Annotated in this window: 23 protein-coding genes; 17 read left to right on the plus strand and 6 right to left on the minus strand. The window is 68.7% G+C overall.

Translation table 11 applies throughout. The features are described from left to right. Positions 1 to 38 precede the first annotated feature (38 nt). From ACIOTO_RS01115 to ACIOTO_RS01145, 7 genes are all read left to right on the plus strand, one after another. On the plus strand, positions 39 to 602 hold the full coding sequence (locus ACIOTO_RS01115; RefSeq protein WP_400856003.1) for a GNAT family N-acetyltransferase: 564 nt from the start codon (positions 39 to 41) through the stop codon (positions 600 to 602). 51 nt (positions 603 to 653) lie between these two features. Next, the gene (locus ACIOTO_RS01120; protein ID WP_400856005.1) at positions 654 to 1,517 is read left to right on the plus strand and encodes an Fpg/Nei family DNA glycosylase; all 864 of its coding nucleotides are present in this window, start codon (positions 654 to 656) and stop codon (positions 1,515 to 1,517) included. A gap of 285 nt (positions 1,518 to 1,802) precedes the next feature. Further along, positions 1,803 to 2,852, plus strand: coding sequence for a bifunctional diaminohydroxyphosphoribosylaminopyrimidine deaminase/5-amino-6-(5-phosphoribosylamino)uracil reductase RibD (ribD, locus tag ACIOTO_RS01125; RefSeq protein ID WP_372467360.1), 1,050 nt, complete (start codon positions 1,803 to 1,805; stop codon positions 2,850 to 2,852). After that, complete coding sequence (locus tag ACIOTO_RS01130) at positions 2,852 to 3,481, plus strand: riboflavin synthase (RefSeq protein WP_029263005.1); 630 nt, start codon at positions 2,852 to 2,854, stop codon at positions 3,479 to 3,481. Before ribD ends, ACIOTO_RS01130 begins: the two co-directional genes overlap by 1 nt. Continuing rightward, the gene (ribA, locus tag ACIOTO_RS01135; protein ID WP_400856007.1) at positions 3,478 to 4,746 is read left to right on the plus strand and encodes a GTP cyclohydrolase II; all 1,269 of its coding nucleotides are present in this window, start codon (positions 3,478 to 3,480) and stop codon (positions 4,744 to 4,746) included. The genes ACIOTO_RS01130 and ribA overlap by 4 nt, the downstream gene beginning before the upstream one ends. Further along, positions 4,743 to 5,216, plus strand: a complete 474-nt coding sequence (ribH, locus tag ACIOTO_RS01140; RefSeq protein WP_262000587.1) for a 6,7-dimethyl-8-ribityllumazine synthase — start codon at positions 4,743 to 4,745, stop codon at positions 5,214 to 5,216. Before ribA ends, ribH begins: the two co-directional genes overlap by 4 nt. A gap of 71 nt (positions 5,217 to 5,287) precedes the next feature. Then, positions 5,288 to 5,641 carry a hypothetical protein gene (locus ACIOTO_RS01145; protein ID WP_029263008.1) on the plus strand — a complete coding sequence of 118 codons (354 nt, stop codon included), beginning with the start codon at positions 5,288 to 5,290 and terminating at the stop codon, positions 5,639 to 5,641. A gap of 10 nt (positions 5,642 to 5,651) precedes the next feature. Here the strand turns inward: ACIOTO_RS01145 and ACIOTO_RS01150 are convergent, their stop codons facing one another. Further along, on the minus strand, positions 5,652 to 6,638 hold the full coding sequence (locus tag ACIOTO_RS01150) for a LacI family DNA-binding transcriptional regulator (protein ID WP_400858066.1): 987 nt from the start codon (positions 6,636 to 6,638) through the stop codon (positions 5,652 to 5,654). A 159-nt stretch (positions 6,639 to 6,797) separates the two neighbouring features. On the opposite strand from ACIOTO_RS01150, the gene ACIOTO_RS01155 reads away from it, so the two are divergent. The 4 genes from ACIOTO_RS01155 to ACIOTO_RS01170 all read left to right on the plus strand — a co-directional run bounded on the left by ACIOTO_RS01155 (position 6,798) and on the right by ACIOTO_RS01170 (position 11,837). Further along, a complete protein-coding gene (locus tag ACIOTO_RS01155; RefSeq protein ID WP_029263010.1) occupies positions 6,798 to 7,715 on the plus strand; it encodes a carbohydrate ABC transporter permease in 918 nt (305 codons plus the stop codon). A 1-nt stretch (position 7,716) separates the two neighbouring features. Then, the gene (locus tag ACIOTO_RS01160) at positions 7,717 to 8,607 is read left to right on the plus strand and encodes a carbohydrate ABC transporter permease (RefSeq protein ID WP_051662277.1); all 891 of its coding nucleotides are present in this window, start codon (positions 7,717 to 7,719) and stop codon (positions 8,605 to 8,607) included. A 66-nt stretch (positions 8,608 to 8,673) separates the two neighbouring features. Beyond that, positions 8,674 to 10,035, plus strand: coding sequence for an ABC transporter substrate-binding protein (locus ACIOTO_RS01165; protein WP_400856011.1), 1,362 nt, complete (start codon positions 8,674 to 8,676; stop codon positions 10,033 to 10,035). A gap of 65 nt (positions 10,036 to 10,100) precedes the next feature. Further along, positions 10,101 to 11,837 (plus strand): beta-galactosidase family protein, encoded by a 1,737-nt coding sequence (locus ACIOTO_RS01170; protein ID WP_400856013.1) that lies wholly within the window; start codon positions 10,101 to 10,103, stop codon positions 11,835 to 11,837. A gap of 39 nt (positions 11,838 to 11,876) precedes the next feature. On the opposite strand, the gene ACIOTO_RS01175 is transcribed toward ACIOTO_RS01170, so the two are convergent. Then, a complete protein-coding gene (locus ACIOTO_RS01175; RefSeq protein ID WP_372467369.1) occupies positions 11,877 to 12,374 on the minus strand; it encodes a metallophosphoesterase in 498 nt (165 codons plus the stop codon). A gap of 147 nt (positions 12,375 to 12,521) precedes the next feature. Here ACIOTO_RS01175 and ACIOTO_RS01180 point away from each other — a divergent pair, with 147 nt between their 5' ends. Continuing rightward, entirely contained in the window at positions 12,522 to 13,982 is a 1,461-nt protein-coding gene (locus tag ACIOTO_RS01180; RefSeq protein ID WP_400856015.1) for an MFS transporter, read from the plus strand. A 64-nt stretch (positions 13,983 to 14,046) separates the two neighbouring features. Here the strand turns inward: ACIOTO_RS01180 and ACIOTO_RS01185 are convergent, their stop codons facing one another. The 3 genes from ACIOTO_RS01185 to ACIOTO_RS01195 all read right to left on the minus strand — a co-directional run bounded on the left by ACIOTO_RS01185 (position 14,047) and on the right by ACIOTO_RS01195 (position 15,785). Further along, the gene (locus tag ACIOTO_RS01185; RefSeq protein WP_400856017.1) at positions 14,047 to 14,424 is read right to left on the minus strand and encodes a type II toxin-antitoxin system VapC family toxin; all 378 of its coding nucleotides are present in this window, start codon (positions 14,422 to 14,424) and stop codon (positions 14,047 to 14,049) included. Further along, a complete protein-coding gene (locus tag ACIOTO_RS01190; protein WP_400856018.1) occupies positions 14,421 to 14,672 on the minus strand; it encodes a FitA-like ribbon-helix-helix domain-containing protein in 252 nt (83 codons plus the stop codon). The genes ACIOTO_RS01185 and ACIOTO_RS01190 overlap by 4 nt, the downstream gene beginning before the upstream one ends. Before the next feature lie 81 nt (positions 14,673 to 14,753). Next, complete coding sequence (locus ACIOTO_RS01195; protein ID WP_400856020.1) at positions 14,754 to 15,785, minus strand: S66 peptidase family protein; 1,032 nt, start codon at positions 15,783 to 15,785, stop codon at positions 14,754 to 14,756. 74 nt (positions 15,786 to 15,859) lie between these two features. Here ACIOTO_RS01195 and ACIOTO_RS01200 point away from each other — a divergent pair, with 74 nt between their 5' ends. Together ACIOTO_RS01200 and ACIOTO_RS01205 are read left to right on the plus strand one after the other, a co-directional pair. Further along, the gene (locus ACIOTO_RS01200) at positions 15,860 to 16,066 is read left to right on the plus strand and encodes an AsnC family protein (RefSeq protein ID WP_262000582.1); all 207 of its coding nucleotides are present in this window, start codon (positions 15,860 to 15,862) and stop codon (positions 16,064 to 16,066) included. A gap of 97 nt (positions 16,067 to 16,163) precedes the next feature. Then, complete coding sequence (locus tag ACIOTO_RS01205; RefSeq protein WP_400856022.1) at positions 16,164 to 18,050, plus strand: ABC transporter ATP-binding protein; 1,887 nt, start codon at positions 16,164 to 16,166, stop codon at positions 18,048 to 18,050. 128 nt (positions 18,051 to 18,178) lie between these two features. Here the strand turns inward: ACIOTO_RS01205 and ACIOTO_RS01210 are convergent, their stop codons facing one another. After that, positions 18,179 to 20,041: a phosphoenolpyruvate carboxykinase (GTP) gene (locus tag ACIOTO_RS01210; RefSeq protein ID WP_400856024.1), complete on the minus strand. Its 1,863-nt coding sequence runs from the start codon at positions 20,039 to 20,041 to the stop codon at positions 18,179 to 18,181. 111 nt (positions 20,042 to 20,152) lie between these two features. Between ACIOTO_RS01210 and ACIOTO_RS01215 the strand changes: the two genes are divergently transcribed. From ACIOTO_RS01215 to ACIOTO_RS01225, 3 genes are read left to right on the plus strand one after another with little or no spacing between them, the layout of a single operon-like run. Further along, complete coding sequence (locus ACIOTO_RS01215) at positions 20,153 to 21,595, plus strand: XRE family transcriptional regulator (protein ID WP_029263022.1); 1,443 nt, start codon at positions 20,153 to 20,155, stop codon at positions 21,593 to 21,595. Between the two features lie 45 nt (positions 21,596 to 21,640). Next, positions 21,641 to 23,107: a S10 family peptidase gene (locus ACIOTO_RS01220; RefSeq protein ID WP_400856028.1), complete on the plus strand. Its 1,467-nt coding sequence runs from the start codon at positions 21,641 to 21,643 to the stop codon at positions 23,105 to 23,107. Further along, the gene (locus ACIOTO_RS01225) at positions 23,104 to 24,495 is read left to right on the plus strand and encodes a hypothetical protein (RefSeq protein WP_400856031.1); all 1,392 of its coding nucleotides are present in this window, start codon (positions 23,104 to 23,106) and stop codon (positions 24,493 to 24,495) included. The genes ACIOTO_RS01220 and ACIOTO_RS01225 overlap by 4 nt, the downstream gene beginning before the upstream one ends. The last annotated feature ends 4 nt before the right edge of the window (positions 24,496 to 24,499 follow it).

Consider the following 24,499-nt stretch of genomic DNA (forward strand, 5'->3'; position numbering starts at 1 on the left):
GCTCGTTCCGAGGGGGCTCACCTCAATAGGCTGTCGGGATGGAATCCGTCGCCCTGACCACCGAACGTCTCGTCCTGCATGCACCGACGGAGGCGGACATCGATGCGATCACGGAGGCGTGCCAGGATCCGGAGATCGCGCGCTGGACGACGGTTCCGAGCCCGTACAACCACGAGGATGCCGAGCACTTCGTGCGTCTCGTCGCGGGGTCGTGGGCCGACGGCTCGGAGGCCGTCTGGGGCATGTACGCCGGCGACGAGCTCGTGGGCATGATCGGTCTGCACGGCATCGCCACCCACGTCACGGGTGGGGCCGCCGAGCTCGGGTACTGGGTGACCCCGGCCGCTCGGGGCAAGGGTCATCTCGCGGAAGCGGCACGCGCCGTGATCGACTGGGGTTTCACCGAGCTCGGGCTCGTCCGCATCCGCTGGCAGGCCGTCGCCGGGAACGTCCCTTCGGCGCGGGCCGCCCGCGCGCTCGGCTTCCGCTATGAAGGCCTGCAGCGCCAGGCGCTCACGAGCCCGCGTGGCCGAGACGACGGCTGGATCGCCGGCCTGCTGCACGATGACGACCGCACGCCGGTGGACTGGCCGATCCTCTGAGGAGTGAGCCCACCGGGTGACAGTGTCGGCGGCCGATGACAGGATGAAGGCATGCCGGAGATGCCGGAAGTCCAGGGCCTGACCACGTTCCTCGCCGACCGCGCCGTGGGGCGCACGATCACCCGCGCCAGCGTCGCGGCGATCGCCGCGTTGAAGACCTACGATCCGCCGATCACCGCGTTGCAGGGCACCACGATCACGGCGGCCGCCCGGCTCGGCAAGTTCATCGTGCTGTCCTGCGGCGACGAGCTGCACCTCGTGTTCCACCTCGCGAAGGCGGGGTGGCTGCGTTGGTACGAGACGCTGCCGACGACGCTCATCAAACCCGGCAAGTCGCCGATCGCCCTGCGCATCGCGCTCGACGACGACAGCGGTTTCGACCTCACCGAGGCCGGAACGAAGAAGTCGCTCGCCGTCTACGTCGTCCGCGACCCGCAGGAGGTGCCGGGCATCGCGCGGCTCGGCCCCGACCCGCTCGACCCCGCCTTCGACCGCGGCACGTTCGCTGCGCTGCTGGAAGACCGGCGGATGCAGATCAAGGGACTGCTGCGCGACCAGGCGGTGATCGCGGGGATCGGCAACGCGTACTCCGACGAGATCCTGCACGCCGCCCGGATGTCGCCGTACGCGATCGCGGGAAAGCTCGACGATGCCGAGATCGACCGCCTGTACGAAGCGATGCGCGAGACGCTCACAGAGGCGGTCGCCGAGGCATCGGGCAAACCGCCCGCCGACCTCAAAGACGCCAAGCGACGGGGGATGCAGGTGCATGCGCGTCGCGGCGAGGCATGCCCCGTTTGCGGTGACACCGTCCGCAGCGTGTTCTTCGCCGACCGCTCCCTCGAGTACTGCCCCACGTGCCAGACCGGCGGCAAGGTGCTCGCCGACCGTCGTCTCTCTCGACTGTTGAAGTGACCTCGCCCTTCCGGGCCCTCCCGATCCATGTCTCGGAATGAAATGCGCGCAGATGCGTTGAGTACACTCAGAACAACAACGTGCTCCGGGGTCGGTGGGAATCCGAACCGGCGGTGACAGTCCGCGAGCGTCTCGAGAGATCGGGATGCCGATCCGGTGGAATTCCGGGACCGACGGTGATGCGAGGGAGACCTCGCTAGTCCGGAAGGGAGGCAGCACGAGACGCATCCGTGCGTCCGTTCCGCCATCCCTGTCTGACCCCGGAGCCTCAGAGGAGGACGACGGATGGCAGTGAACGCGGCAGAGCGCAGCGCGATGGATCGCGCGCTCCAGCTCGCCACGCGCGGACCGCGCGGGGCGAACCCGCAGGTCGGCGCGGTCATCCTCTCCCCCGATGGCACGGTCCTCGCCGAGGGCTGGCATCAGGGAGCCGGGACACCGCACGCCGAGGTCGATGCGCTCTCGAAGCTCGCGCCCGGCGACGCCCGCGGCGCCACTGCCGTCGTGACGCTCGAGCCCTGCAACCACACCGGCCGTACCGGGCCCTGCGCCGTCGCCCTCATCGAGGCGGGCGTGGCCAGAGTCGTGTACGCCCTCGACGATCCCGGCGCCGAATCGGGAGGCGGAGCGGAGCGCCTGCGCGCCGCCGGCGTCGACGTCGACTCGGGTGAGCAGGCGGATGCCGCGCATGCCCTGATCGACGGCTGGCTGACGGCACAGCGCCTGGGACGCCCGCACATCACGGTCAAGTGGGCGCAGAGCCTCGACGGTCGCGCCGCTGCCGCCGACGGCTCGAGCCAGTGGATCACGGGACCGGCCGCTCGGGCCGACGTGCACCACCGCCGCGCGGAGGCCGACGCGATCGTCGTCGGCACCGGCACCGTGCTCGCCGACGACCCTGCTCTCACCGCCCGCGACGGCGACGCTCTGCTGTCGCACCAGCCCGTCCCGGTCGTCATCGGTTCGCGCCCGACGCCGACGGACGCCGCCGTGCACCGTCATCCGCACTCCCCGCTCTTCTACGACACCCACGATCTGCACGCGGTGACCGCCGATCTGCACGCGCGTGGCATCCAGCGCGTCTTCGTCGAGGGTGGGCCGACCCTGGCCAGCGCCTTCATCCAGGCGGGCCTGGCCGACCGGGTGCTCGCCTACATCGCGCCGGTGCTGCTCGGCGGCGACAAGCTCGCCCTCGGCGACATCGGCGTCGCATCGATCGACCATGCGCGCCGCCTCACGATCGACGAATGGGTCCCCCTCGGACCCGATCTGCTCGCCGTCGCACGCCCCGCAGCACCGACAGACCCTCAGAACCAGAACGAAGGAGCCGCCTGATGTTCACCGGAATCATCGAGGAGATGGGCGAGATCACCGCGATCGCGCCCGCGGGCGACGGCTGGCGCCTGACCGTGCGCGCCCCCCGCGCGGCAGCGGATGCCGTGCACGGCGAGTCCATCGCCGTCTCGGGCGTGTGCCTCACGGTCGTCGGCTCGACTGCCGACACCTTCGACACCGACGTGATGAAGCAGACGCTCGACGTCGCCGCGATCGGCTCGGCGACGGTCGGCACCCGCGTCAACATCGAGAAGGCCATGCCGGTCGGTGCACGACTGGGCGGACACATCGTGCAGGGTCATGTCGACGGAGTCGGCGACGTGCTCGAGGTGCGACCCGGTGCCCAGTGGAGCGTCCTGCGCATCAGCCTGCCGTCCGACCTCGCCCCGCTCGTGGTCGACAAGGGATCCATCTCCGTCGACGGAACATCACTGACCGTGAGCGCCGTCAGCGAGCCCGCCGACCCCTCCCCCTGGTTCGAGGTCTCGCTCATCCCGGAGACCCTCGCCGCGACGACCCTCGGCAGCCGTGCCGTAGGAGACCGCGTGAACCTCGAGACCGACATCCTCGCCCGCCACGTCGAGCGCCTGCTCGCGTTCCGCGCCGCACCGGAAGGAGGCTCGCGATGAGCCTTTCCACGATCGCCGAGGCCCTGGAGGCGCTGCGCGCCGGGCGCCCCGTGCTCGTCGCCGACGACGAGAACCGCGAGAACGAAGGCGACGTGATCCTGTCGGCCGAGCTCGCCACGCCCGAGTGGGTGGCCTGGACGGTGCGCTGGTCGTCCGGCTTCATCTGCGCCCCGATGCCGACCGACCTCGCCGACCACCTGAACTTGCCGCCGATGGTGGCCGCCAGCGAAGACGCCCGCTCCACCGCCTACACCGTGAGTGTGGACGCGGCCGCGGGCGTCACCACCGGCATCAGCGCGCACGACCGCGCGCACACGCTGAACGTGCTGGCGAACCCGGGTTCGACGGCGACGAGCATCATCCGTCCGGGCCATGTCCTGCCGCTGCGCGCCGTCGACGGTGGCGTGCGCGAGCGCAGTGGTCACACCGAAGCCGCCGTCGAGCTGATGAAACTCGCGGGCCTGCGTCCGGTCGGCGCGATCGCCGAGGTGGTCGCGGAAGACGGCAGCATGATGCGCCTGCCCGGCCTGATCGAACTGGGTGCTCGCGACGGTGTGCCGGTCATCACGATCGAGCAGCTCATCGCGCACCTCAACGAGATCGACCCCGAAGGCGCCACGCCCTCGGCGCATCGCGGGCGCCGAGTGAGCCTGCGTGCCGACGCCACGGTGCCGACGACCCACGGGACCTTCCGGTTCCTCGCCTACAAGGACCGCGTCACCGGGACCGACCACATCGCCGTCGTCTCGGGAGAACTCGGCGAGACGGCTCTCGTCCGCGTGCACTCGGAGTGCCTGACCGGCGAGGCATTCGGCTCGCTGAAGTGCGAGTGCGGCCCGCAGCTGGATTCGGCGCTCGATGCGATCGAGAAGCAGGGCGGCGTCGTCATCTACATGCGCGGTCACGAGGGACGCGGCATCGGCCTCATCAACAAGCTGCGGGCATACAGCCTGCAGGAGGAGGGCCTCGACACGGTCGACGCGAACCTCGCCCTCGGCCTGCCCGCCGACGCGCGCGACTATGCCGCAGCAGCGGGCATCCTCGCCGATCTCGGCGTGTCGAAGGTGCGGCTGCTGACGAACAACACCGACAAGGTGGAGCAGCTGCGCGAGCTGGGACTCGACGTCATCGAACAGGTCCCCCTGATCGTGGGCGTCGGACCGAACAACCACCAGTACCTCGAGACCAAGCGTGACCGGATGGGTCACATCATCGGCGAAGCGGAACTCGCAGAGGCGCTCGCCCACGGGAAGGACGAGAAATGAGCGGCGCAGGAGCACCCGAGACGGGCGACATCGATGGACGCGGTCTGAACGTCGTGATCGTCGCCGGCACCTGGCATGAGACGATCTCGAACGGCCTGATCGCCGGCGCGGAACGCGTGCTGAACGAGGCCCAGGCCACACACCGCCTCGTGCGGGTGCCCGGCTCGTTCGAGCTCGCCCTGGCCGCGCAGGCCGCCTTCGCCGGCGGCGCCGACGCAGTCGTCGCACTCGGCGTCATCATCCGCGGCGGCACTCCGCACTTCGAGTACGTGTCGGCCGCGACCACCGACGGCCTCACCCGCGTCGCGCTCGACGCCGGCAAGCCGGTCGGGTTCGGCGTGCTGACCCTCGACGACGAGCAGCAGGGGCTCGACCGCGCGGGCCTGGAAGGCTCCAAGGAGGACAAGGGCGCCGAGGCGGCGGACGCGGCACTGCGCACCGCCCTCGTCGTCCGGGAACTGCGCGGCTGAGGCGGGCCCCACCGCGCAGGTCAGCCTGGCCTTGCTAGCGCAGACCGCCCCGCACCTCCTACGGTGAGGGCATGGAGACTCTGCGCCACATCGTGCTGTTCGTCCACCTCATCGGCTTCGCCGTGCTCTTCGGAGCGTGGGCGGTTCAGGCGTTCGGCGGCAAGCGCGAGTTCACGCGTCTGATGAACATCGGCATGGCGATCGCCGCGGTCGCCGGGCTCGCCCTCGCCGCCCCCTGGGGAATCTCGTATGAGCTCAACTACGTCAAGATCGGCGTCAAGCTCGTGATCCTGCTCGTCATCGGCGCGCTGCTCGGAATCGGCCTGGGCCGTCAGCGCCGCGGAGCAGCCATCCCGCCGGCGGTGTTCTGGCTCGTCGGCATCCTCACCGCTGCCAACGCCGCCATCGCCGCGATCTGGCGCTGAGCGCGAGCGCTCAGCGCTTTCGCGGCGGCGCCGTGCTCTCCCGCACGACCAGCTCGGTGCTCACGAGCGGCGTCTGCTGACGCCCGCTGCCGTCGAGCTCGGCGAGCAGCGCGTCCACCGCGAGTGCGCCGACCCGCTCCGGATGCTGCTGCACCGTGGTCAGTGGCGGCCACAGCTGCGCGGCATCCGGCAACCCGTCGAAGCCGACGAGGCTCACATCGCCCGGCACCTCGCATCCGGCCTCCCGGAACGCGCGGAGCACGCCGATCGCCATCTGGTCGTTCGCGACGAACACCGCGGTGACGCCGTCCATCTCGCGGAGCCGGATCCCCGCCGCATACCCCGACGCGGCGGACCAATCGCCCTGGAGCGGCTCGGGCACGGGTCGCCCGTGCTTCTCGAGGGTCTCCCTCCAGGCATCGCGACGCCGTTCCGCGGAGTACGAGCGCGCGGGACCCGTGACGTGCCACACCGTGTCGTGTCCGAGCTCGAGCAGATGCTCGGTCGCCAGTCGCGCACCCTGCGCCTGGTCGGTGTCGACGAACGGAAGCGTCTCGCCGCGGTTGGAGTCGACGAACACCACGGGCAGGGCATCGGGGATCTCGATATCGGCCTCGTCGAGCTGGTGTGCCTCGATCACGATGATGATGCCGTCGACAGCGTGCTCCTCCAGGCGCCGGAACGCACCGGCCACGGTCTCGCCGGCACTCGACTCCACGGGGATGAGGGTGAGCGCGTAGCCGAGCTGGGCGGCGCGCACCGCGATCGCGTCGAGCGTGCGCTGGTTGCCGTAGGAGCTGAACGAGAACATCACGACGCCGATCGTGCGGAATCGCCCTGACCGCAACGCGCGGGCTGCGCTGTTGGGGCGGTAGCCGAGGCTCTGCATCGCGGCCTCGACGCGCTCGCGGGTGGCGGCGCCGACATAACCCCTGGCGTTCACGACGCGGGAGACCGTCTGTCCGGAGACGCCGGCCTCACGGGCGACGTCTTCCATCGACGGCTCACGGCGACGTGCCGACGTCTCTGTCGGATGCTCTGGGGTCACGATCACCCATCCCCTCATATGTTGACGTTGACACACTAGCAGCGCATCGCATATGTTGACGTTGACACACGGCGCACGGTGCGCCGGAACCGTAAGAAGGAATCGTCGATGACGACTGAAACCCCCGCAGCCCTGGGCGCCCCCGGCCTCCGGCGCCGCGACAAGCGCGACTGGAAGGGCTGGGCCTTCGTCGGCCCGTTCATGGTCGTCTTCGCCCTGGTGTTCCTGACACCGCTCGCCTACGCGCTGTACCTGAGCTTCTTCCAGGAGAAGCTCATCGGTGGCAACGCCTTCGTCGGCCTGGACAACTACGTCCGCGCGCTCACCGACCCGCAGTTCTGGGAGGCGTTCGGCCGCGTACTGATCTTCCTCGTCGTGCAGGTGCCGATCATGCTGGTCCTCGCCCTGGGCGCCGCCCTCGCCATCGACAGCGCACGTCTGCGCGGAGCATCGTTCTTCCGCATCCTGATCTTCCTTCCCTACGCCGTGCCCGCGGTCGTCGCGGTGCTGATGTGGGGCTACATCTACGGCGACCAGTTCGGACTCACGAGCAACATCAACGACTTCCTCGGAGTCGATGCGATCACGCCGTTCGCCAAGGAGTGGATGCTGGTCTCGATCGGCAACATCGTCACGTGGGAGTTCGTCGGCTACAACATGCTGATCTTCTACTCGTCACTCAAGACCATCCCGACCGACATGTACGAGGCCGCCTCCCTCGACGGAGCGGGGGCATGGCGCACGATCTTCTCGATCAAGATCCCCTCCGTGCGCGGCGCGCTCGTGATCGCGACGATCTTCTCGATCATCGGCAGCTTCCAGCTCTTCAACGAGCCGAACATCCTGCGGCCCCTGGCTCCGAACGTGATCACCACGTTCTTCACGCCGAACATGTACGCCTACAACCTGTCGTTCGCCGGACAGCAGTTCAACTACGCCGCCACGATCGCCATCATCATGGGCATCATCACCGCGGTCATCGCCTACGTCGTGCAGCTGCGCGGCTCGAAGTCGGAGGTGCGCTGACATGGCACTCCCCCTCGCCCGCCCCTCTCGCCGACGTCACGATCCGCTGAACCCGCGCAAGTCCAACACGCTGTTGATCGTCATGATCGTCTACGCGCTGTACACGCTCGTGCCCCTGGTCTGGCTGCTGTTCAGCTCGACGAAGACGCAGGCAGGACTCTTCAGCTCCTTCGGGCTCTGGTTCTCGGACGACTTCGCGTTCTTCGACAACCTCGTCGCCACGTTCTCCTACCGCGACGGCATCTTCCTGCGCTGGCTCGGCAACACGCTCCTGTACGTCGTGGTCGGCGCGGGCGGCGCGACTCTGCTCGCCACACTGGCCGGCTACGGCCTCGCGAAGTTCCGCTTCCCGGGTCGGCGCGCGGTCTTCGCCGTCGTCCTCGGAGCAGTCGCCGTTCCCGGTACGGCACTCGCCGTCCCGACGTTCTTGCTGTTCAGCGAGCTGGGCCTGACCAACACCCCCTGGGCCGTGATCATCCCGTCTCTCATCAGCCCCTTCGGGCTGTACCTGATCTGGGTTTTCGCCTCCGAGTCCGTACCGACCGAGCTGCTGGAGGCCGCGCGCATCGACGGCGCCGGAGAGTTCCGCACGTTCTTCACGATCTCGATGCGCCTGCTCGCGCCGGGCATCGTGACGGTCGCGCTGTTCACGGTCGTGGCGACCTGGAACAACTACTTCCTCCCCCTGATCATGCTGTCGGATCCCGCCTGGTATCCGCTCACGGTCGGTCTGAACCAGTGGAGCGCCCAGGCCATCGGCGCCGGCTCCCAGCCGATCTACAACCTCGTGATCATGGGCTCTCTGCTCACGATCATCCCGATCGTCATCGCCTTCCTGCTGCTGCAGCGCTTCTGGCAGTCAGGTCTCACCGCGGGAAGCGTCAAGCAGTAGCCCCGCACTCCTTCCTCACCCCCCTCGCGATCCGATGCTGGATCGCACCCCCGAAAGGACACAGCAATGAAGCACCTTCCCTCACCGACACGGCGCGCCCTCGCGGTGCTCGCCGCAGGAACCGTGGCAGCACTGGCGCTGGCCGGCTGCAGCACCGGCAGCGACGCCGGCAGCGGCTCCGGCTCCGACGCCGGATCCGGCTCCTTCGACTCCGTCGAGGCCGCGCTCGAGAAGGGCGGCGAGATCACGTACTGGTCGTGGACGCCGTCTGCCGAGGCTCAGGTCGAGGCGTTCCAGAAGGAATACCCGAACGTCAAGGTCAACCTCGTCAACGCCGGCACCAACAACGAGGAGTACACGAAGCTGCAGAACGCGATCAAGGCAGGCTCGGGCGCGCCCGACGTCGTGCAGATCGAGTACTACGCGTTCCCGCAGTTCGCACTGACCGACGCCTTCGCCGACCTGTCGAAGTACGGCTTCGCCGACTTCGAGGACGACTACACCGCATCCACCTGGAACTCGGTCACCGCCGGCGACGCCATCTACGGCCTGCCGCAGGACTCCGGCCCCATGGCACTGTTCTACAACAAGGCCGTGTTCGACGCCGCGGGCGTCGAAGTGCCGACCACCTGGGACGAGTACTACGAGGCGGCGAAGAAGATCCACGCCGCGAACCCCGACGCCTACATCACCAACGACACCGGCGACGCCGGCTTCGCGACCTCCATGATCTGGCAGGCCGGAGGCAAGCCGTTCGAGACCTCGGGCACCGATGTCACGATCGACCTGCAGGACGAAGGGTCGAAGAAGTGGACCGAGAACTGGAACCGCCTCGTCGAGGAGGACCTCGTCGCGCCCTACGGCAGCTGGAGCGACGAGTGGTTCCGCGGCCTCGGTGACGGCAGTCTCGCCACCCTCGTGATCGGCGCCTGGATGCCCGGCAACCTCATCACCGGCGCCCCCGACGGCGCAGGCGACTGGCGCGTCGCGCCGATGCCGACCTACGACGGCACTCCGGCGAGCGCCGAGAACGGCGGTGGCGGTCAGGCCGTCACGACGCAGAGCAAGAACCCGGAGCTCGCGGCCGGCTTCCTGTGGTGGCTGAACAACTCGGAGGAGAGCATCTCGATCTTCCTCGAGTCAGGCGGCTTCCCGTCGACGACCGCCGAGCTCTCCAGCGAAGAGTTCCTCGCCGATGCTCCGGAGTACTTCGGCGGCCAGAAGATCAACGAGGTCCTCGCGGCCGCAGCCGACGACGTGGTCGAGGACTGGAGCTACCTGCCCTACCAGGTGTACGCGAACAGCATCTTCGGCGACACCGTGGGCCAGTCGTACCAGAACGGCACCGATCTGAACGAGGGCCTCACGGCCTGGCAGGACGCGCTGGTCGAGTACGGCAACGCGCAGGGCTTCACCGTCAACAAGTAACACCGTGGCTGAGCCGGCCCCAGAGCGGGGCCGGCTCAGCTCCTCGATCGAAAGCACTCCGACACGTGACCACGTTCTCTCTCGGCGACACCGACTTCCTCCGCGACGGTCAGCCGCATCAGGTGATCTCCGGCGCCATCCACTACTTCCGCGTGCACCCGGACCTGTGGCAGGACCGCATCCGCAAGGCACGGCTGATGGGCCTGAACACGATCGAGACGTATGTCGCGTGGAACGCGCACGCCCCGCGGCGCGGCGAGTGGGACACGACCGGGTGGAACGATCTCGGACGCTTCCTCGACCTCGTTCATGCCGAGGGTCTGGATGCGATCGTGCGCCCGGGTCCCTACATCTGCGCCGAGTGGCACAACGGCGGTCTGCCGGTGTGGCTGACCGGGAGCATGGAGAACCTGCGATCGTCGGCTCCCGACTTCCTCGTCGAGGTGAGCGCCTACCTGCGACGCGTGTACGACATCGTCGCGCCGCGCCAGATCGACCGGGGCGGACCCGTCGTGCTCGTGCAGATCGAGAACGAATACGGCGCCTACGGAGCGGACAAGGCCTACCTCGAGGCACTGGTCGCCGTCACGCGGGACGCCGGCATCACGGTGCCTCTCACGACCGTGGATCAACCCGTGGATCAGATGCTGAGCGACGGCAGCCTCCCCGAGCTGCACAAGACCGGCTCCTTCGGATCCCGCAGCGCGGAACGCCTCGCGACTCTGCGCCGGCACCAGCCGACGGGACCCCTGATGTGCTCGGAGTTCTGGGACGGCTGGTTCGACTGGTGGGGCGGAGTGCATCACACGACCGACGTCACCGCGGCCGCAGCCGACCTCGACGCCCTGCTCGCCGCCGGAGCATCGGTCAACATCTACATGTTCCACGGCGGCACGAACTTCGGGCTCACCAACGGCGCGAACGACAAAGGTCGCTACCTGCCGCTCGTGACCTCCTACGACTACGACGCGCCGCTCGACGAGGCCGGCACCCCCACGGAGAAGTTCTTCGCCTTCCGAGAGGTGATCGCGAAGTACGCCCCGGTGCCGGAAGAGGTGCCAGCCTTCGCGAGCGCGGCACCGGCGCTCGAAGTCTCCCTCTCCCCCGTCGGGGCGTGGACGGATGCTGCCGGATCCGGTGCGGTCGCCGCACAGCCGCAGAGCTTCGACGCCCTCGGGCATCTGAGCGCGCTGGTGCGATACGACGTCGACCTCCCGGACGGGAAGGGCGGCCAGTTGCTCATCGACGAGGTGCGCGACCTCGCCTGGGTCAGCGTCGACGGCGTCGCGGTCGGCACGCTCTCCCGCACGCGGCACGACCGTGCGATCCGCATTCCAGCGGGCCGCACCCTCAGCATCCTGGTCGAGGACCAGGGCCGCGTGAACTACGACCACCGGCTCGGCGAGGAGAAGGGCCTGATCGGCGAGATCACTCTGGACGGCGCAGCCGTGACCGGGTGGCGCTCGACACCGCTCGACGTCGCCGCCATCGCCGCGGAGATCGATGCGGGTCAGCCGACGGAGGCTGCGGGAGAAGGCCCGCTCGCGTGGACGACCGAGTTCACCCTGGATGCCCCTACCGACCTGTTCCTCGACACCGCACCGTGGAGCAAGGGATACGCGTTCGTCAACGGATTCTTCCTCGGCCGCTACTGGCGTAACGGACCGCAGCGCACGCTCTACGTGCCGGCCACGGCAACGCGCGAGGGCCGCAACCGGCTCGTCGTTCTCGAACTCGAGCAGGTCCTGGCACCCGTCGCCCGCTTCGTCGAGGCACCGGCGCTCGGCGTCACGGAGGAGTGACGCGGGAGCGCATCGGAGCGCGGTAGACGGGCGGATGGTTCACGGCAGCGGCACCAGCGTCGCGTCCACATTCGTCCCCTCGATCGTGACCCACATCATCGTGCACGCCGGCTGCCGACGGCGGTCCGTGGGCGACCCGGGGTTGAGCAGTCGCAGGCCCGCAGGGGACACGGTGTCCCAGGGAATGTGCGAGTGCCCGAATACGAGGAGATCGATGCCGGGGTACGCCTCGTCCATCCGCTCTTCGCGCCTGCGGGACTCCCCCGTCTCATGCACGACGGCGATATCGACGCCCTCGACCGTGAACCGGGCGACCTCCGGCAGGCGTGCCCGCAGCTCGGGGCCGTCGTTGTTGCCGAACACTCCGTGCAGCACTCGCGCCCGGGACTCCAGCAGATCGAGCGTCGCTTCGTCGACCCAGTCGCCCGCGTGCACCACGATCTCGGCATCGTCCACCGCCTGCAGCACCGCATCCGGCAGCCTTCTCGCCCGCTTCGGCACGTGGGTGTCGGCCAGGAGCAGCATCCTCGTGGTCATCGTTCCTCCCCGTCTTGCGCCGCCTCCGACTCTATGCAACGGCATCGCGCGCCGGATGACACGCGAAACGCGTACACAGCCAACACTCAGGAAGGCGTAAACTCGCCGAGTCCCCGGTATACCAAAGGGGCTGAACGGAGGAGCCTCATGAGTACTGCCACTGCGCCCGCGAACCCGCGCTCGCGCGTCATCACCGCGAGTCTGGTCGGCACGACCATCGAGTTCTACGACTTCTACGCGTATGCGACGGCGGCCGTTCTCGTGTTCCCTGTGCTGTTCTTCCCGACCGGAGACGACACCACCTCGCTCCTCTCGTCGTTCGCCGTGTTCGGTGCGGCGATGGTCGCGCGCCCCATCGGCGCCGTGGTGTTCGGCCACTTCGGCGACAAGTTCGGCCGCAAGGCCACTCTCGTGGCATCGCTGTTGACGATGGGCATCGCGACCTTCGTGATCGGCCTGCTCCCCACCTACCAGGACATCGGCTGGTGGGCGGCGCTGCTGCTGCTGATCCTGCGTCTCGCCCAGGGCTTCGCGCTCGGTGGCGAGTGGTCGGGAGCGGCGCTGGTCGCCACCGAGAACGCCCCGAAGGGCAAGCGCGCCTGGTACGGCACCTTCCCGCAGCTGGGCGCACCGCTCGGCTTCATCATCGCCAACTTCCTCTTCCTCGCGATCAACTGGCTGCTGCCGCACGCCGAGAACCCGGTTCTCAAGTCGGAAGCGTTCCTCTCCTGGGGATGGCGCATCCCGTTCCTGTTCTCCGCCGTCATGGTCATCATCGGCCTGTGGGTGCGGCTGAAGCTCGTCGAGTCCGACACGTTCAAGAAGGCCGAGACGAAGGGCGTGATCCGCAAGCTCCCGCTCGCGACCGTGTTCCGTCACCACTGGAAGCAGCTCATCCTCGGCACGTTCATCATGCTGGCGACCTACGTGCTGTTCTATCTGATGACGAACTTCACGCTCGCCTACGGCACCAAGCCCGCGTCGCTCGAGACCGCTTCGGCCGCCGCGAAGGCCGCAGCCGAGGCGACGGGCGCCCCGTTCGACCCGACCAAGTTCGCGGCGCAGTTCTATCCCGGCCTCGGCTTCGGCTACACCGACTTCGTGCTGATGCAGATCATCGGCGTGGTGTTCTTCGGCATCTTCACGCTACTGTCCGGCCCGATCGCCGACGCTATCGGTCGACGCAAGCTGCTGCTCTGGGTCACCGGCGCGATCATCGTGTTCGGCTTCACGTTCAACACGTTCCTGCTGCCCGCCGTCGACCCGAAGTTCACCGGTGCACTCGCCCAGGCGTTCCTCGTGTTCGGGTTCATGCTGATGGGTGCGACGTTCGGCCCGATGGGTGCGCTGCTGCCCGAACTGTTCCCGACGAACGTGAGGTACACGGGGTCGGCGATCGCCTACAACGTGTCGTCGATCCTCGGCGCCGCTGTGGCACCTCTGATCGCGCTCTGGCTGTGGTCGCTCGGAGACGGCGCCCCGTGGCTGGTGGGCCTCTACCTGTCCGCGATGGGTGTGCTGACCTTCGTCGCACTGCTCCTCTCCCCCGAGACGAAGGACCACGACTACGACGACGACCTCGGGGTCGCCGCCGCCGTCGAGCTCTGACCGCTCAGAGGCGGCTTCTCGATCGTGAGGCCGCCTCTCCGGGCCGGCGCCGTCTGGACGTCCGTCAGAGGACGATGACCTCGCAGTAGCGCGCTGCCGTTTTCGCGAGCTTGCGGTCGAGCGTGAGCAGCGGGATGCCGAGGGCCTCGGCGAGCGCGACATACCCGGCGTCGTAGGCGGTGACATCGTCCCGCAGCATCCAGATCCGCGGTATCAGCCGGCGCAGCGGATGCCGCGTGATCTGCAGCTCACCGAAGAGGTCGAGCGCCTCCCGCGCACGGTGGGCGGGCAGACCGTCGTGGAGCGCCTGCCGCCGCAGCACCGACAGCACCTCGATGTCGAGTCCGGCGTGTGCATGAAAGTCGTCGCCGTTCACCCAGTCACCGGTGCCCAGCAGGGCATCGATCGCTGCGGAGGCATCGAGCACGACCGCGGTGCTCATGGGGCGAGCTCGCCGTCCCTGTCGGCACGAGCCGCGTCACGCGCCGCGAGGATCTGACTGCGTGTGAGCGCGCTTCCGTCACTCACCGACCTCGCGCGCGCTGCGGCGATGATCTCCGCGTTCGTCCGGTACTGCACGAGGTCCGCGAGTTCGCGGGCCACGTAGTCGGACAGCGACATGCGCTCCGCGGCGGCGCGTTCCTTGAGGCGTGCATGAACATCGTCCGGGAGATTTCGTACCTGCAGCATCCGACCCACTCTTCCAGGATCGCATGTGTTGCACATGCGCGAAAGAGCGAGCTGTGGATAACTCACAGCGGCGAGCTCCGATCAGTACGCGGCGGCGATGGTGCGAGAGGCGCCATCCACGACCATGGTGCCGCCGTATGGCACGATCCACTGCGGACGCGTGTGCCCGAACGGCGGACCGACGCAGATGACGGCCTCCGAGTTGTAGCGGGTCACGACGTCGATGACCGCGTCTCGCTGCGCCGCACGGAGTGTCTCAGCCTCAGCGGGCGTGGGGCGGAACTCGAAATCGCTCACCGGCGGGCGCGCGACCACGACCGCGGAGACCGCGGTGAGGATCCCTCGCTCGCCGAGCCCTCGCAGCCACCGGGCGACCCAGCCGGCGGGCGGCCGCTCCTCGCTCGTCTCGAGCAGCAGGATCGCGCCCTCGAGCTGCTCCGCCGCCGGGAGTCGGCCGACGAATGCGAGACCATCGATCACCTCGAGGCATCCGCCCCAGGTCGTGCCCTCGACGCGCACGGCGGGCCCGGCCCACGTCCACGGCTCGGTCGGGATGCGGTCACCGAACTCCACGAGTGCTCGAGGGTCTGCCCATCGCCGACCGACGTCCTCCGACTCCCCCGGTTCGGTGATCTCCAGCGCGCCGCCCTCCAGCAGCAGCGCGCGCAGCGACCGCAGGTGGATGCTGTCCACCTGCGGTCCGGGCCCCAGGTGTACGGCTGTCGATCCGCCGTAGTAGCCCTGCACCCCGAGCCCCCAGAGCCAGTTGAGGATGTTCGTGTTGTCGCTGTACCCGACGAACGGCTTCGGATCGACCACCGGAAGCGTCGGGTCGAGGTGCGGGACGACGAGGACCTGATCGTCGCCGCCGATCGTGGCGAGGATCGCCCGGATGCCCGGGTCGGCGAACGCCGCATTCACGTCGGCGGCGCGCGCCTGCGGGCTCGCGTCGAGCTCACGCGTCGTCGGATACTCGACCGGAACCAGGCCGGTGTGCTCTGAGAGGCGGCGCAGCGCCTGTTCGTGGAGTTCCGGCGCCACAGCGGGCGCCGCGAACGCGGGCGAGAGGACGGCAACACGATCGCCGGGAACGAGCTTCGGAGCGGTCAGCATCCCACCAGTCTTACACGTCAACAGAAATTGACTTCCGTGACGAAGTCAACAACTATTGACGCAGGAGGTGCATCATGACAATGCCGACCGCGATCGCACAGGACGACGGCAGCGAGCCCCTGGCCGCACTGCACAGGCTCGCCGAGACACGCAAGGAGATCGCTCGCGCCGAAGAGGCGAATGTGCGCCGCGCCCGCAACCTCGGATACTCGTGGCAGGCGATCGCGAGCGCGCTGGGAGTGAGCAAGCAAGCCGCGCACCGGCGGTTCGGTCGCTCCTGACGCCCGGCCCCGACACCGCGCACCCTTACAGCCCGCCCATAGGATTCGGCCGCGAACGAAGTACGGTCGAAGTACCATCTCCAGATCGAGGTCCCGCATGTCCGGTTCGGCGACAGCACGCCGCCGCGGACGTGGCGCACAGCCCGAAGGCCCGCGCGCCACCTTCCGCCAGCTCCTCCCCTTCCTCTTCGAACACAAGCGAACCCTGATCGTGGTCGCCGTGCTCAGCGTCGTCGGTGCCGCCACGTCTCTCGTGCAACCCCTGCTCGTCGGCCAGGTCATCGAGGCGGTGCAGTCCGACACCGGGATCGGGATCCTCGTGTGGCTGCTCGTCGGCTTCGTGATCGTGTCGTCCGTCATCTCGGGCTTTCAGCACTATCTGCTCCAGCGCACCGGCACCGCGGTCGTGCACTCGAGCCGCCGCAAGCTGATCGCCCGCATCCTGCACCTGCCGACCTCCGAATTCGATGCCCGCCGCACCGGCGACCTCGTCTCCCGCGTCGGTACCGACACGACCCTCCTCTACGCCGTGCTCACGCAGGGCCTCGCGGATGCCGTCGGCAGCGCCGTGCTCTTCCTCGGCGCGCTGATCGCGATGCTTCTGATCGACCCGATCCTCCTGCTGCTCATCGTGGTGGTGATCGGCATCTCCGTCACGGTCGTCGTGCTGCTCAGCGGCCGCATCCGCACCGCCTCGACCGCGCAGCAGGAGAAAGTCGGCGAACTCGCCTCCGGCGTGGAGCGTGCGGTCGGCTCGATCCGCACCATCCGCGCCTCGGGCGCCACCGAGCGCGAGACGGCCGCGGTGTCGGAGCTCGCCACCGACGCGTACGGCATCGGCGTGCGCATCGCCAAGATCTCGTCGATGGTCGTGCCCGTCTCCGGCATCGCGCTGCAACTGTCGCTGCTCGTGGTCCTCGGCGTCGGCGGGTTCCGGGTGGCCGCCGGCGCGATCACCATCGCGTCGCTGATCTCGTTCATCATGTTCCTGTTCCTCCTCGTGATGCCGCTCGCCACGACCTTCGGCGCGATCACGTCGGTGAACCAGGCACTCGGCGCACTCGGTCGCATCCAAGAGGTGCTCGACCTGCCGACGGAATCGCAGGACGACGAAGCCATCGCCGCCGCCCTCCCTCCCGAGGACGCAGCCCCCGGCGCACCCGCCATCGAGTTCCGCGACGTGCGCTTCCACTACCCCGCGAACGTGGTGGCAGCCCGTCAGGCCGCAGCGAAGGCAGCGCGGACCCTCCTCGCGGACGCGCATCTGGAATCGGTCGAAGATGCGGCACCGGCCGCGCAGGACCACGAAGTGCTCCGCGGGGTGTCGTTCGCCGTGCCTCACGGCGCCAGAATCGCCCTCGTCGGCCCCAGCGGTGCGGGAAAGAGCACGATCCTGTCGCTGATCGAGCGGTTCTACGACCCGACCGGCGGGTCCATCCGCCTGCACGGCCACGACGCGCGCACCTACCCGCGCGACGACCTGCGCGCCAACTTCGGATACGTCGAGCAGGATGCCCCCACCCTCGCCGGCACGCTCGCCGAGAACCTGCGTCTCGCCTCACCCGATGCCTCCGACGCGGACTGTGAACGCGTGCTGCGTGCCGTGAACCTCGGCGACGTGCTCGAACGCAACCCGCTGGGCATCGACGCGCCCGTCGGCGAGGACGGCGTCATGCTGTCCGGCGGCGAGCGCCAGCGCCTCGCGATCGCCCGCGCCCTGCTCACCGACGCCCCGATCCTGCTGCTCGACGAATCGACGTCATCGCTCGACGGCGTGAACGAGCAGCGGATGCGCGAAGCGATCGACGCGGTGTCGACCGACCGCACGCTCATCGTGATCGCGCACCGCCTGTCGACCGTGGTCGACAGCGACCTGATCGTGGTGCTGCAGGACGGCGTCGTGGTCGGCCAGGGCACGCACGAGGAACTCGTCGAGACGACGCCGCTGTACCGCGACCTCGCCCGGCACCAGCTGCTCACCTGATTCACGTCCGTTCCCGGACAACACGAAGGCGGGACGTCGGAGACCACTCAGCCATGGGTTCGTCTCTGATGTCCCGCCTTCGCGGGTATGAGGGTGCCGGCTCCCCCGAACCGGCACCGGTCTGGGGGCTAGGCCTTGGCGAGGCGGTAGCGCAGCGACGCCAGCTCGGCGCGCAGCGCCGCCGGAACCCTGTCGCCGAAGGTGTCGTAGAACTCCTCGGTCAGGTCGGCCTCCGTCTGCCACGCCGCGGCGTCGACGGCGAACAGCTCGTCGAGGTCGGCGGCGGGGAGGTCGAGTCCGTCGAGGTTGAGGTCTTCCACGCGCGGCAGGCGTCCGATCGGGCTGTCGACAGCCGGCACGTCGCCGGCGATGCGGCGGATGATCCAGTCGACGACACGCGAGTTGTCGCCGAAGCCGGGCCACAGGAACCGGCCGTCGTCACCGCGACGGAACCAGTTCACCTGGAAGATGCGCGGTGCGCGGTCGAAGCGCAGACCACGACCGACCTTCAGCCAGTGACCGAAGTAGTCGGCCATGTTGTAGCCGCAGAAGGGCAGCATCGCGAACGGGTCGCGGCGGAGCTCCCCGACCGTGCCCTCGGCCGCAGCCGTGCGCTCCGACGAGATGTTCGAGCCGAGGAAGACACCGTGCGTCCAGTCGGTGGCCTCGACCACGAGCGGGACGTTGCTGGCGCGACGCCCGCCGAAGAGGATGACGTCGAGTGGCACGGCCTCCTCCCAGTCGTCGGAGATCTGCGGGCACTGCGCCGCCGACACCGTGAACCGGGAGTTGGGGTGCGCTGCCGGTCGACCGGAGTCGGGCGTCCACTCGTTGCCCTCCCAGTCGATCAGGTTCGCGGGCGCCTCGTCGGTCAGGCCCTCCCACCACACGTCGCCGTCGGGACGGAGCGCGACGTTGGTGAAGATCGTGTTGCCCCACAGCGTCTCGACCGCCGTGACGTTGGTCGATTCGCCGGTGCCAGGTGCGACGCCGAAGAAGCCGGCCTCGGGGTTGATCGCCCACAGGCGACCGTCTTCGCCCGGACGGATCCAGGCGATGTCGTCGCCCAGGGTCTCGACCTTCCACCCCGGGATCGTGGGGCGGAGCATGGCGAGGTTCGTCTTGCCGCACGCCGAGGGGAACGCGGCCGCGACGTGGTACGCCTTGCCCTGCGGGTCGATCACGCGGATGAGCAGCATGTGCTCGGCGAGCCAGCCCTCGTCACGGGCGATCACCGAGGCGATGCGCAGCGCGAAGCACTTCTTGGCGAGGATCGCGTTGCCGCCGTAGCCCGAACCGTAGGAGTAGACCTCGAGCGTCTCGGGGAAGTGGACGATGTACTTGTCGTCGTTGCAGGGCCACTCGACGTCGTTCTCGCCCGGGGCGAGGGGCGCGCCGACCGTGTGCACGGTCTTGACCCACGGAGCCCCCTCGGCGATCTGACGCGTGACGGCATCGCCGACGCGCGTCATGATGCCGATCGACGCGACCGCGTAGGCGCTGTCGGTGATCTGCACGCCGATGTGCGAGAGCGGGCCGCCCACGCGTCCCATCGAGAACGGCACGACGTACATCGTGCGGCCGCGCATCGATCCCTCGAAGATCTCGTCCATCTTCGAGTGCATCACGGCGGGGTCCGCCCAGTTGTTGGTGGGACCGGCGTCCTCTTCGCGCTCGGAGGCGATGAACGTGCGTCCCTCGGTGCGGGCGACGTCGCTGGGGTGCGAGCGGGCGAGGTAGGAGCCGGGACGCCACTCGGGATTGAGCTTGATGAGCTTGCCCTCGTCGACGAGGCCGTGCAGCAGCCAGTCGTTCTCGGCGCGCGAGCCGTCGACCCAGTGCACGGAGTCGGGCTGGGTGAGAGCGCGGATCTCCTCGACCCACGCGGCCAGCTCGGCCATGGCGGGGGTGTCATACGTCGGAGCCGCGCCGAACGTACGCGTCGGTGCGACGGGAGACGTGCGGGGGGTGAAGACTTCGGCGAAGGCCATGACGTGTGCTCCTTTGAATTGTGGGGCTTGCACCTATCTTCTTCCGCTTCCGACCGGACTTTCGGACAAATCGAGCGATAAGAACTGCAATTCTTTCGCTACACTCAAGGAATGGCGTCCTCCGGCATACACCTCACGACTCTCGGTCATCGCATCCGTCACCACCGGCTCGAGAAGGGGTTCACCCTCGACGAGCTCGGCGCGCTGGTCGGCGTCGCCGGGTCGCAGCTCAGCCTGATCGAGAACGGCAAGCGCGAACCCAAGCTGTCGCTGCTGCAGGCGATCGCGCACGCCACGAGCACCGAGGTGACCGACCTCATCTCGGGCGAGCCGCCGAACCGTCGCGCCGCGCTCGAGATCGAACTCGAACGCGCCCAGGAGAGCCCCGTCTTCCGGCAGCTCGGCGTCGCGCCCGTGCGCGTGACCAAGGGCATGAGCGACGAGACGATCGAGTCGGTGCTCGGACTGCACCGCGAACTGCAGCGTCGCGAACGCGAAGCCATCGCTACCCCGGAGGAGGCACGGCGCGCGAACACCGAGATGCGGCTGCGCATGCGCGCGCAGAACAACTACCTCCCCGAGATCGAGAAGCTCGCAGAGAAGCACCTGAAGGCCGCCGGGCACGTGCAGGGCGCGCTCACCCACCGCACGGTGAGCATCATGGCCGAGAAGCTCGGCTTCGAGCTGATCTACGTCAACGACCTGCCCCATTCCACGCGATCGGTCACCGACCTCGAGAACGGGCGGATCTACCTGCCGCCGGCATCGATCCCCGGCGGTCACGGCCTCCGCTCGATGGCCCTGCAGGCCATGGCCCACCGCTACCTGGGGCACACGCCCCCGACCGACTACGCCGACTTCCTGCAGCAGCGGCTGGAGATCAACTACTTCGCCGCGTGCTGCCTGATGCCGGAGACGGCCGCCGTCGCGTTCCTGCAGCAGGCCAAGAAGGATCGCAACCTCGCGGTCGAGGACTTCCGCGACGCGTTCGGGGTGACGCACGAGGGAGCCGGCATGCGCATGACGAACCTGCTCACCCAGCACCTCGGGATGTCGCTGCACTTCCTCCGCGTGGACGCCACGGGCGCGATCACGAGGGTCTACGAGAACGACGACCTGCCGCTGCCCATGGACGTCACCGGCGCGGTGGAGGGACAGCGGGTGTGCCGCAAGTTCCAGGCGCGCGCGGCGTTCACGCAGCAGAACCGCACCACGGAGCATCACCAGTACACCGACACGCCCTCGGGCACGTTCTGGTGCTCGACACAGACCGGGGCGTCGACCGACGGGGAGTTCTCCATCACGGTCGGGGTCCCCTTCGACGACGCGCGCTGGTGGCGCGGGCGCGAGACCAGCGATCGCGCCGTGTCGACCTGCCCCGACGAATCCTGCTGCCGTCGGCCCTCCGCCGAGCTCACCGAACGTTGGAACGGCAGGGCCTGGCCGAGCGCCCGCGTGCACACGCACATGTTCTCGCCGCTCCCCCGCGGCGCGTTCCCCGGCGTGGACGATAACGAGGTCTACAACTTCCTCGGTCGGCACGCGAGCGAGTGATTAAGATATATTCAATTCACTCATTCATTTTCCCGAGGGAGACCTGTGACCGAGCCGACCCCCGCAGACGCACCTGACACGGAGACCTTCACCTCGCGCCGCCACCGCATCACCGCGGGCGGCCGCTCGCTCGATTACACCGCCGGCGCGGGCACCGTGATCGTCCGCGACGACGAGCACCGCCCGCTCGCGAGCGTGTTCTACACCTCGTACATCGCCGACCGCGAGGAGGGCGCCCCGGTGCGCCCCGTGACGTTCCTGTTCAACGGCGGCCCCGGTTCGGCGAGCCTCTGGCTCAACATCGGCGGCTTCGGACCGAAGCGCACGCCCACGAACACACCCCTCGCGACGCCGCCCGCCCCCTACGCGAGCGGCGACAACCCGCACACGCTGCTCACCGCCTCCGACCTCGTGTTCATCGACGCGCCCGGCACCGGATACTCACGTCTCCTCGGCGATGCGACCCCGGCAGAGCTGTGGGGCGTCGACCAGGACGTGGCCGCGTTCGCAAAGGCGATCACGCGCTGGCTCACGATCACGAACAACTGGAATGCGCCGCGCTTCCTGTTCGGCGAGTCGTACGGCACCACGCGCGCTGCGTCGCTCGTGCATCGGCTGCAGAACCAGGGCCTCGACTTCAACGGCGTCGTGCTTCTGTCGACCGTGCTCAACTGGGGCGAGAGCAACCTCGGCGGACCCCGCGAGTACATCAATCTGCTCCCTTCGTACGCGGCGACCGCCTGGTACCACGGCAAGGCCCGCACCGGGCACACCGAGCTCGAGCCACTCCTCCTGGAGGCACGCGAGTTCGCGCAGGGTCCGTTCGCCGAGGCGCTGCTACGCGGCGATCTGCTGCCCGCCGACCTCGAGGACGCCGTCGCCGAACGGATGAGCGCCCTCATCGGGCTCGACGCCGACTACCTGAAGAAGCACCACTTCCGCATCGGGATGGAGCAGTACCGCTACGCCCTGCTCGCCGACGAAGGGCGCGTGATCGGCCGCTTCGACACCCGCTTCACCGCCGAGCACCAGTACGTCGTCGGCAACGGCTCGCACGACCCGGCCACCGACGACGCGGCCACCGCCGGCGTCAACAGCGCACACCTCTCGACGTACCGCGCGCACCTCGTGGACGACATCGGCTTCACCAGCGACCTGCACTACCGCCACCTGCACAACATGCCGATCTCCCGCGCGTGGGACTGGAAGCACAAGGCACCGGGCGTTGATGCCCCGCAGCTGGTGCCCGACGTCTCCATCGACCTGTCGGCCGCCGTGCGCCGCAACCCGAACCTGAAGGTGTTCGTGATGGGCGGCTTCTACGACCTGGCCACCCCGTTCTTCGGACCCGAGGTCGACGTGGCGCACCTCTATCTGGCGCCGAGCCTGCGCGAGAACATCCGCTTCACGTTCTACGAGTCCGGTCACATGACCTTCGTCGACGAACGGGCGGTGGAGCGCATGAAGAACGATCTCGACGACTTCTACCGCGACGCGACGACGCACGGATGATCGGGCTCGAGGCCGCGGGTCGGGTCGGCGACCTGGCCTACACCGCCCGCCTCGATGAGCTCCCGCTGCGGCGCTCGGACGGCTCTGCACACGGGACCCTGTCCGTCTTCAGCTACACGGTGGACGGGCCGGATCGCCCCGTGCTGTTCCTCACCAACGGCGGTCCGGGGGTGTCGACGCTCTATCTACACCTGAGCGGGATCGGGCCGATGCGCGCGCACGTCCCCGTCGACCTCGCCGATGCCGGGCATCCCCCGTACGGCGTGGAGGAGAGCCCGTCGACGATCCTCGACGTCGCCGATCTGGTGTTCCTCGACGCACCCGGTACCGGGTTCGGGGGCTTCGCCGACGATGCCGATGCGTCGGACTTCCGTTCCGTGGAGGGAGACGCCGACGCCATCGCCGCCGCCATCTCGGACTGGGTCGACAGGCACGGTCGCTGGAACTCCCGGAAGTTCTTCCTCGGAGAGAGCTACGGCACCCTGCGTGCGGCATTCCTCGCGACCTCATCGCACAGCATAGACACCGCGCCGCTAGACGGCATGGTGCTGCTGGGGCAGGCCGTCAACATCCAGGAGACGCTGGATCGTCCGGGCAACGTGGTCGGAGCGCTCGCGAACCTGCCGTACAAGGCAGCGACGGCCTGGTATCACGGCGTCGGCTCCCGCGAACACGAGACGGTCGAGGACGCGATCGCCGCGGCACTGGACTTCGCTCGAGGCGACCTCGCCCTCGCGATGCTGCAGGGCGACCAGCTGCCGGCCGACGAGCGTGCAGGGATCTCGGAGCGCCTCTCGCGGATGATCGGGATTCCCACGGGCGAGCTCGCCGACGATCGACTCTGGGTCAGCAAGCAGGACTTCCGCTCGCGCCTGCTCCCCGGACGCGTGCTCGGAGTGACCGACAGCCGGTACTCCGCACCGGCGGCCGACCGCCGCTCCGGTGAGCTCGACCACGACCCCTCCGATGTGGCACTCTCCCCGCGGTACGTGGCGGGACTGCAGCAGTTGATGCGACACGTCTTCGGCACCGCCCCCGCGCAGCCGTATCGCGTGGTCGACCCGGAGGCGGGCCGCGACTGGGAGTGGGACGAGCAGGGCGGTGCGGGGTTCGTCGCCTACGGACGCCCCTCCCCGTTCCGCACGTACCCGTACCCGGCACGGCTGTCACGCTGGATGAAGCAGACACCGCGCGGACGACTGTTCATCGGCACCGGCGTGTACGACTCGCTGACGACCGTCGGCGCGGCCGACCACCTGCTGCGGCAGTGGGGGTTGCCGCGCGAGCGCACCGAGACCCACTGGTACCGCGCCGGGCACATGATGTACAGCGACCCCGAGGTCGCGGTGCGCCTGAACGCCGACCTCCGCGCCTTCCTCACCCGCTGAGGAG

The organism is Microbacterium sp. NPDC087592, from assembly GCF_044743585.1.
Lineage (GTDB): Bacteria > Actinomycetota > Actinomycetes > Actinomycetales > Microbacteriaceae > Microbacterium.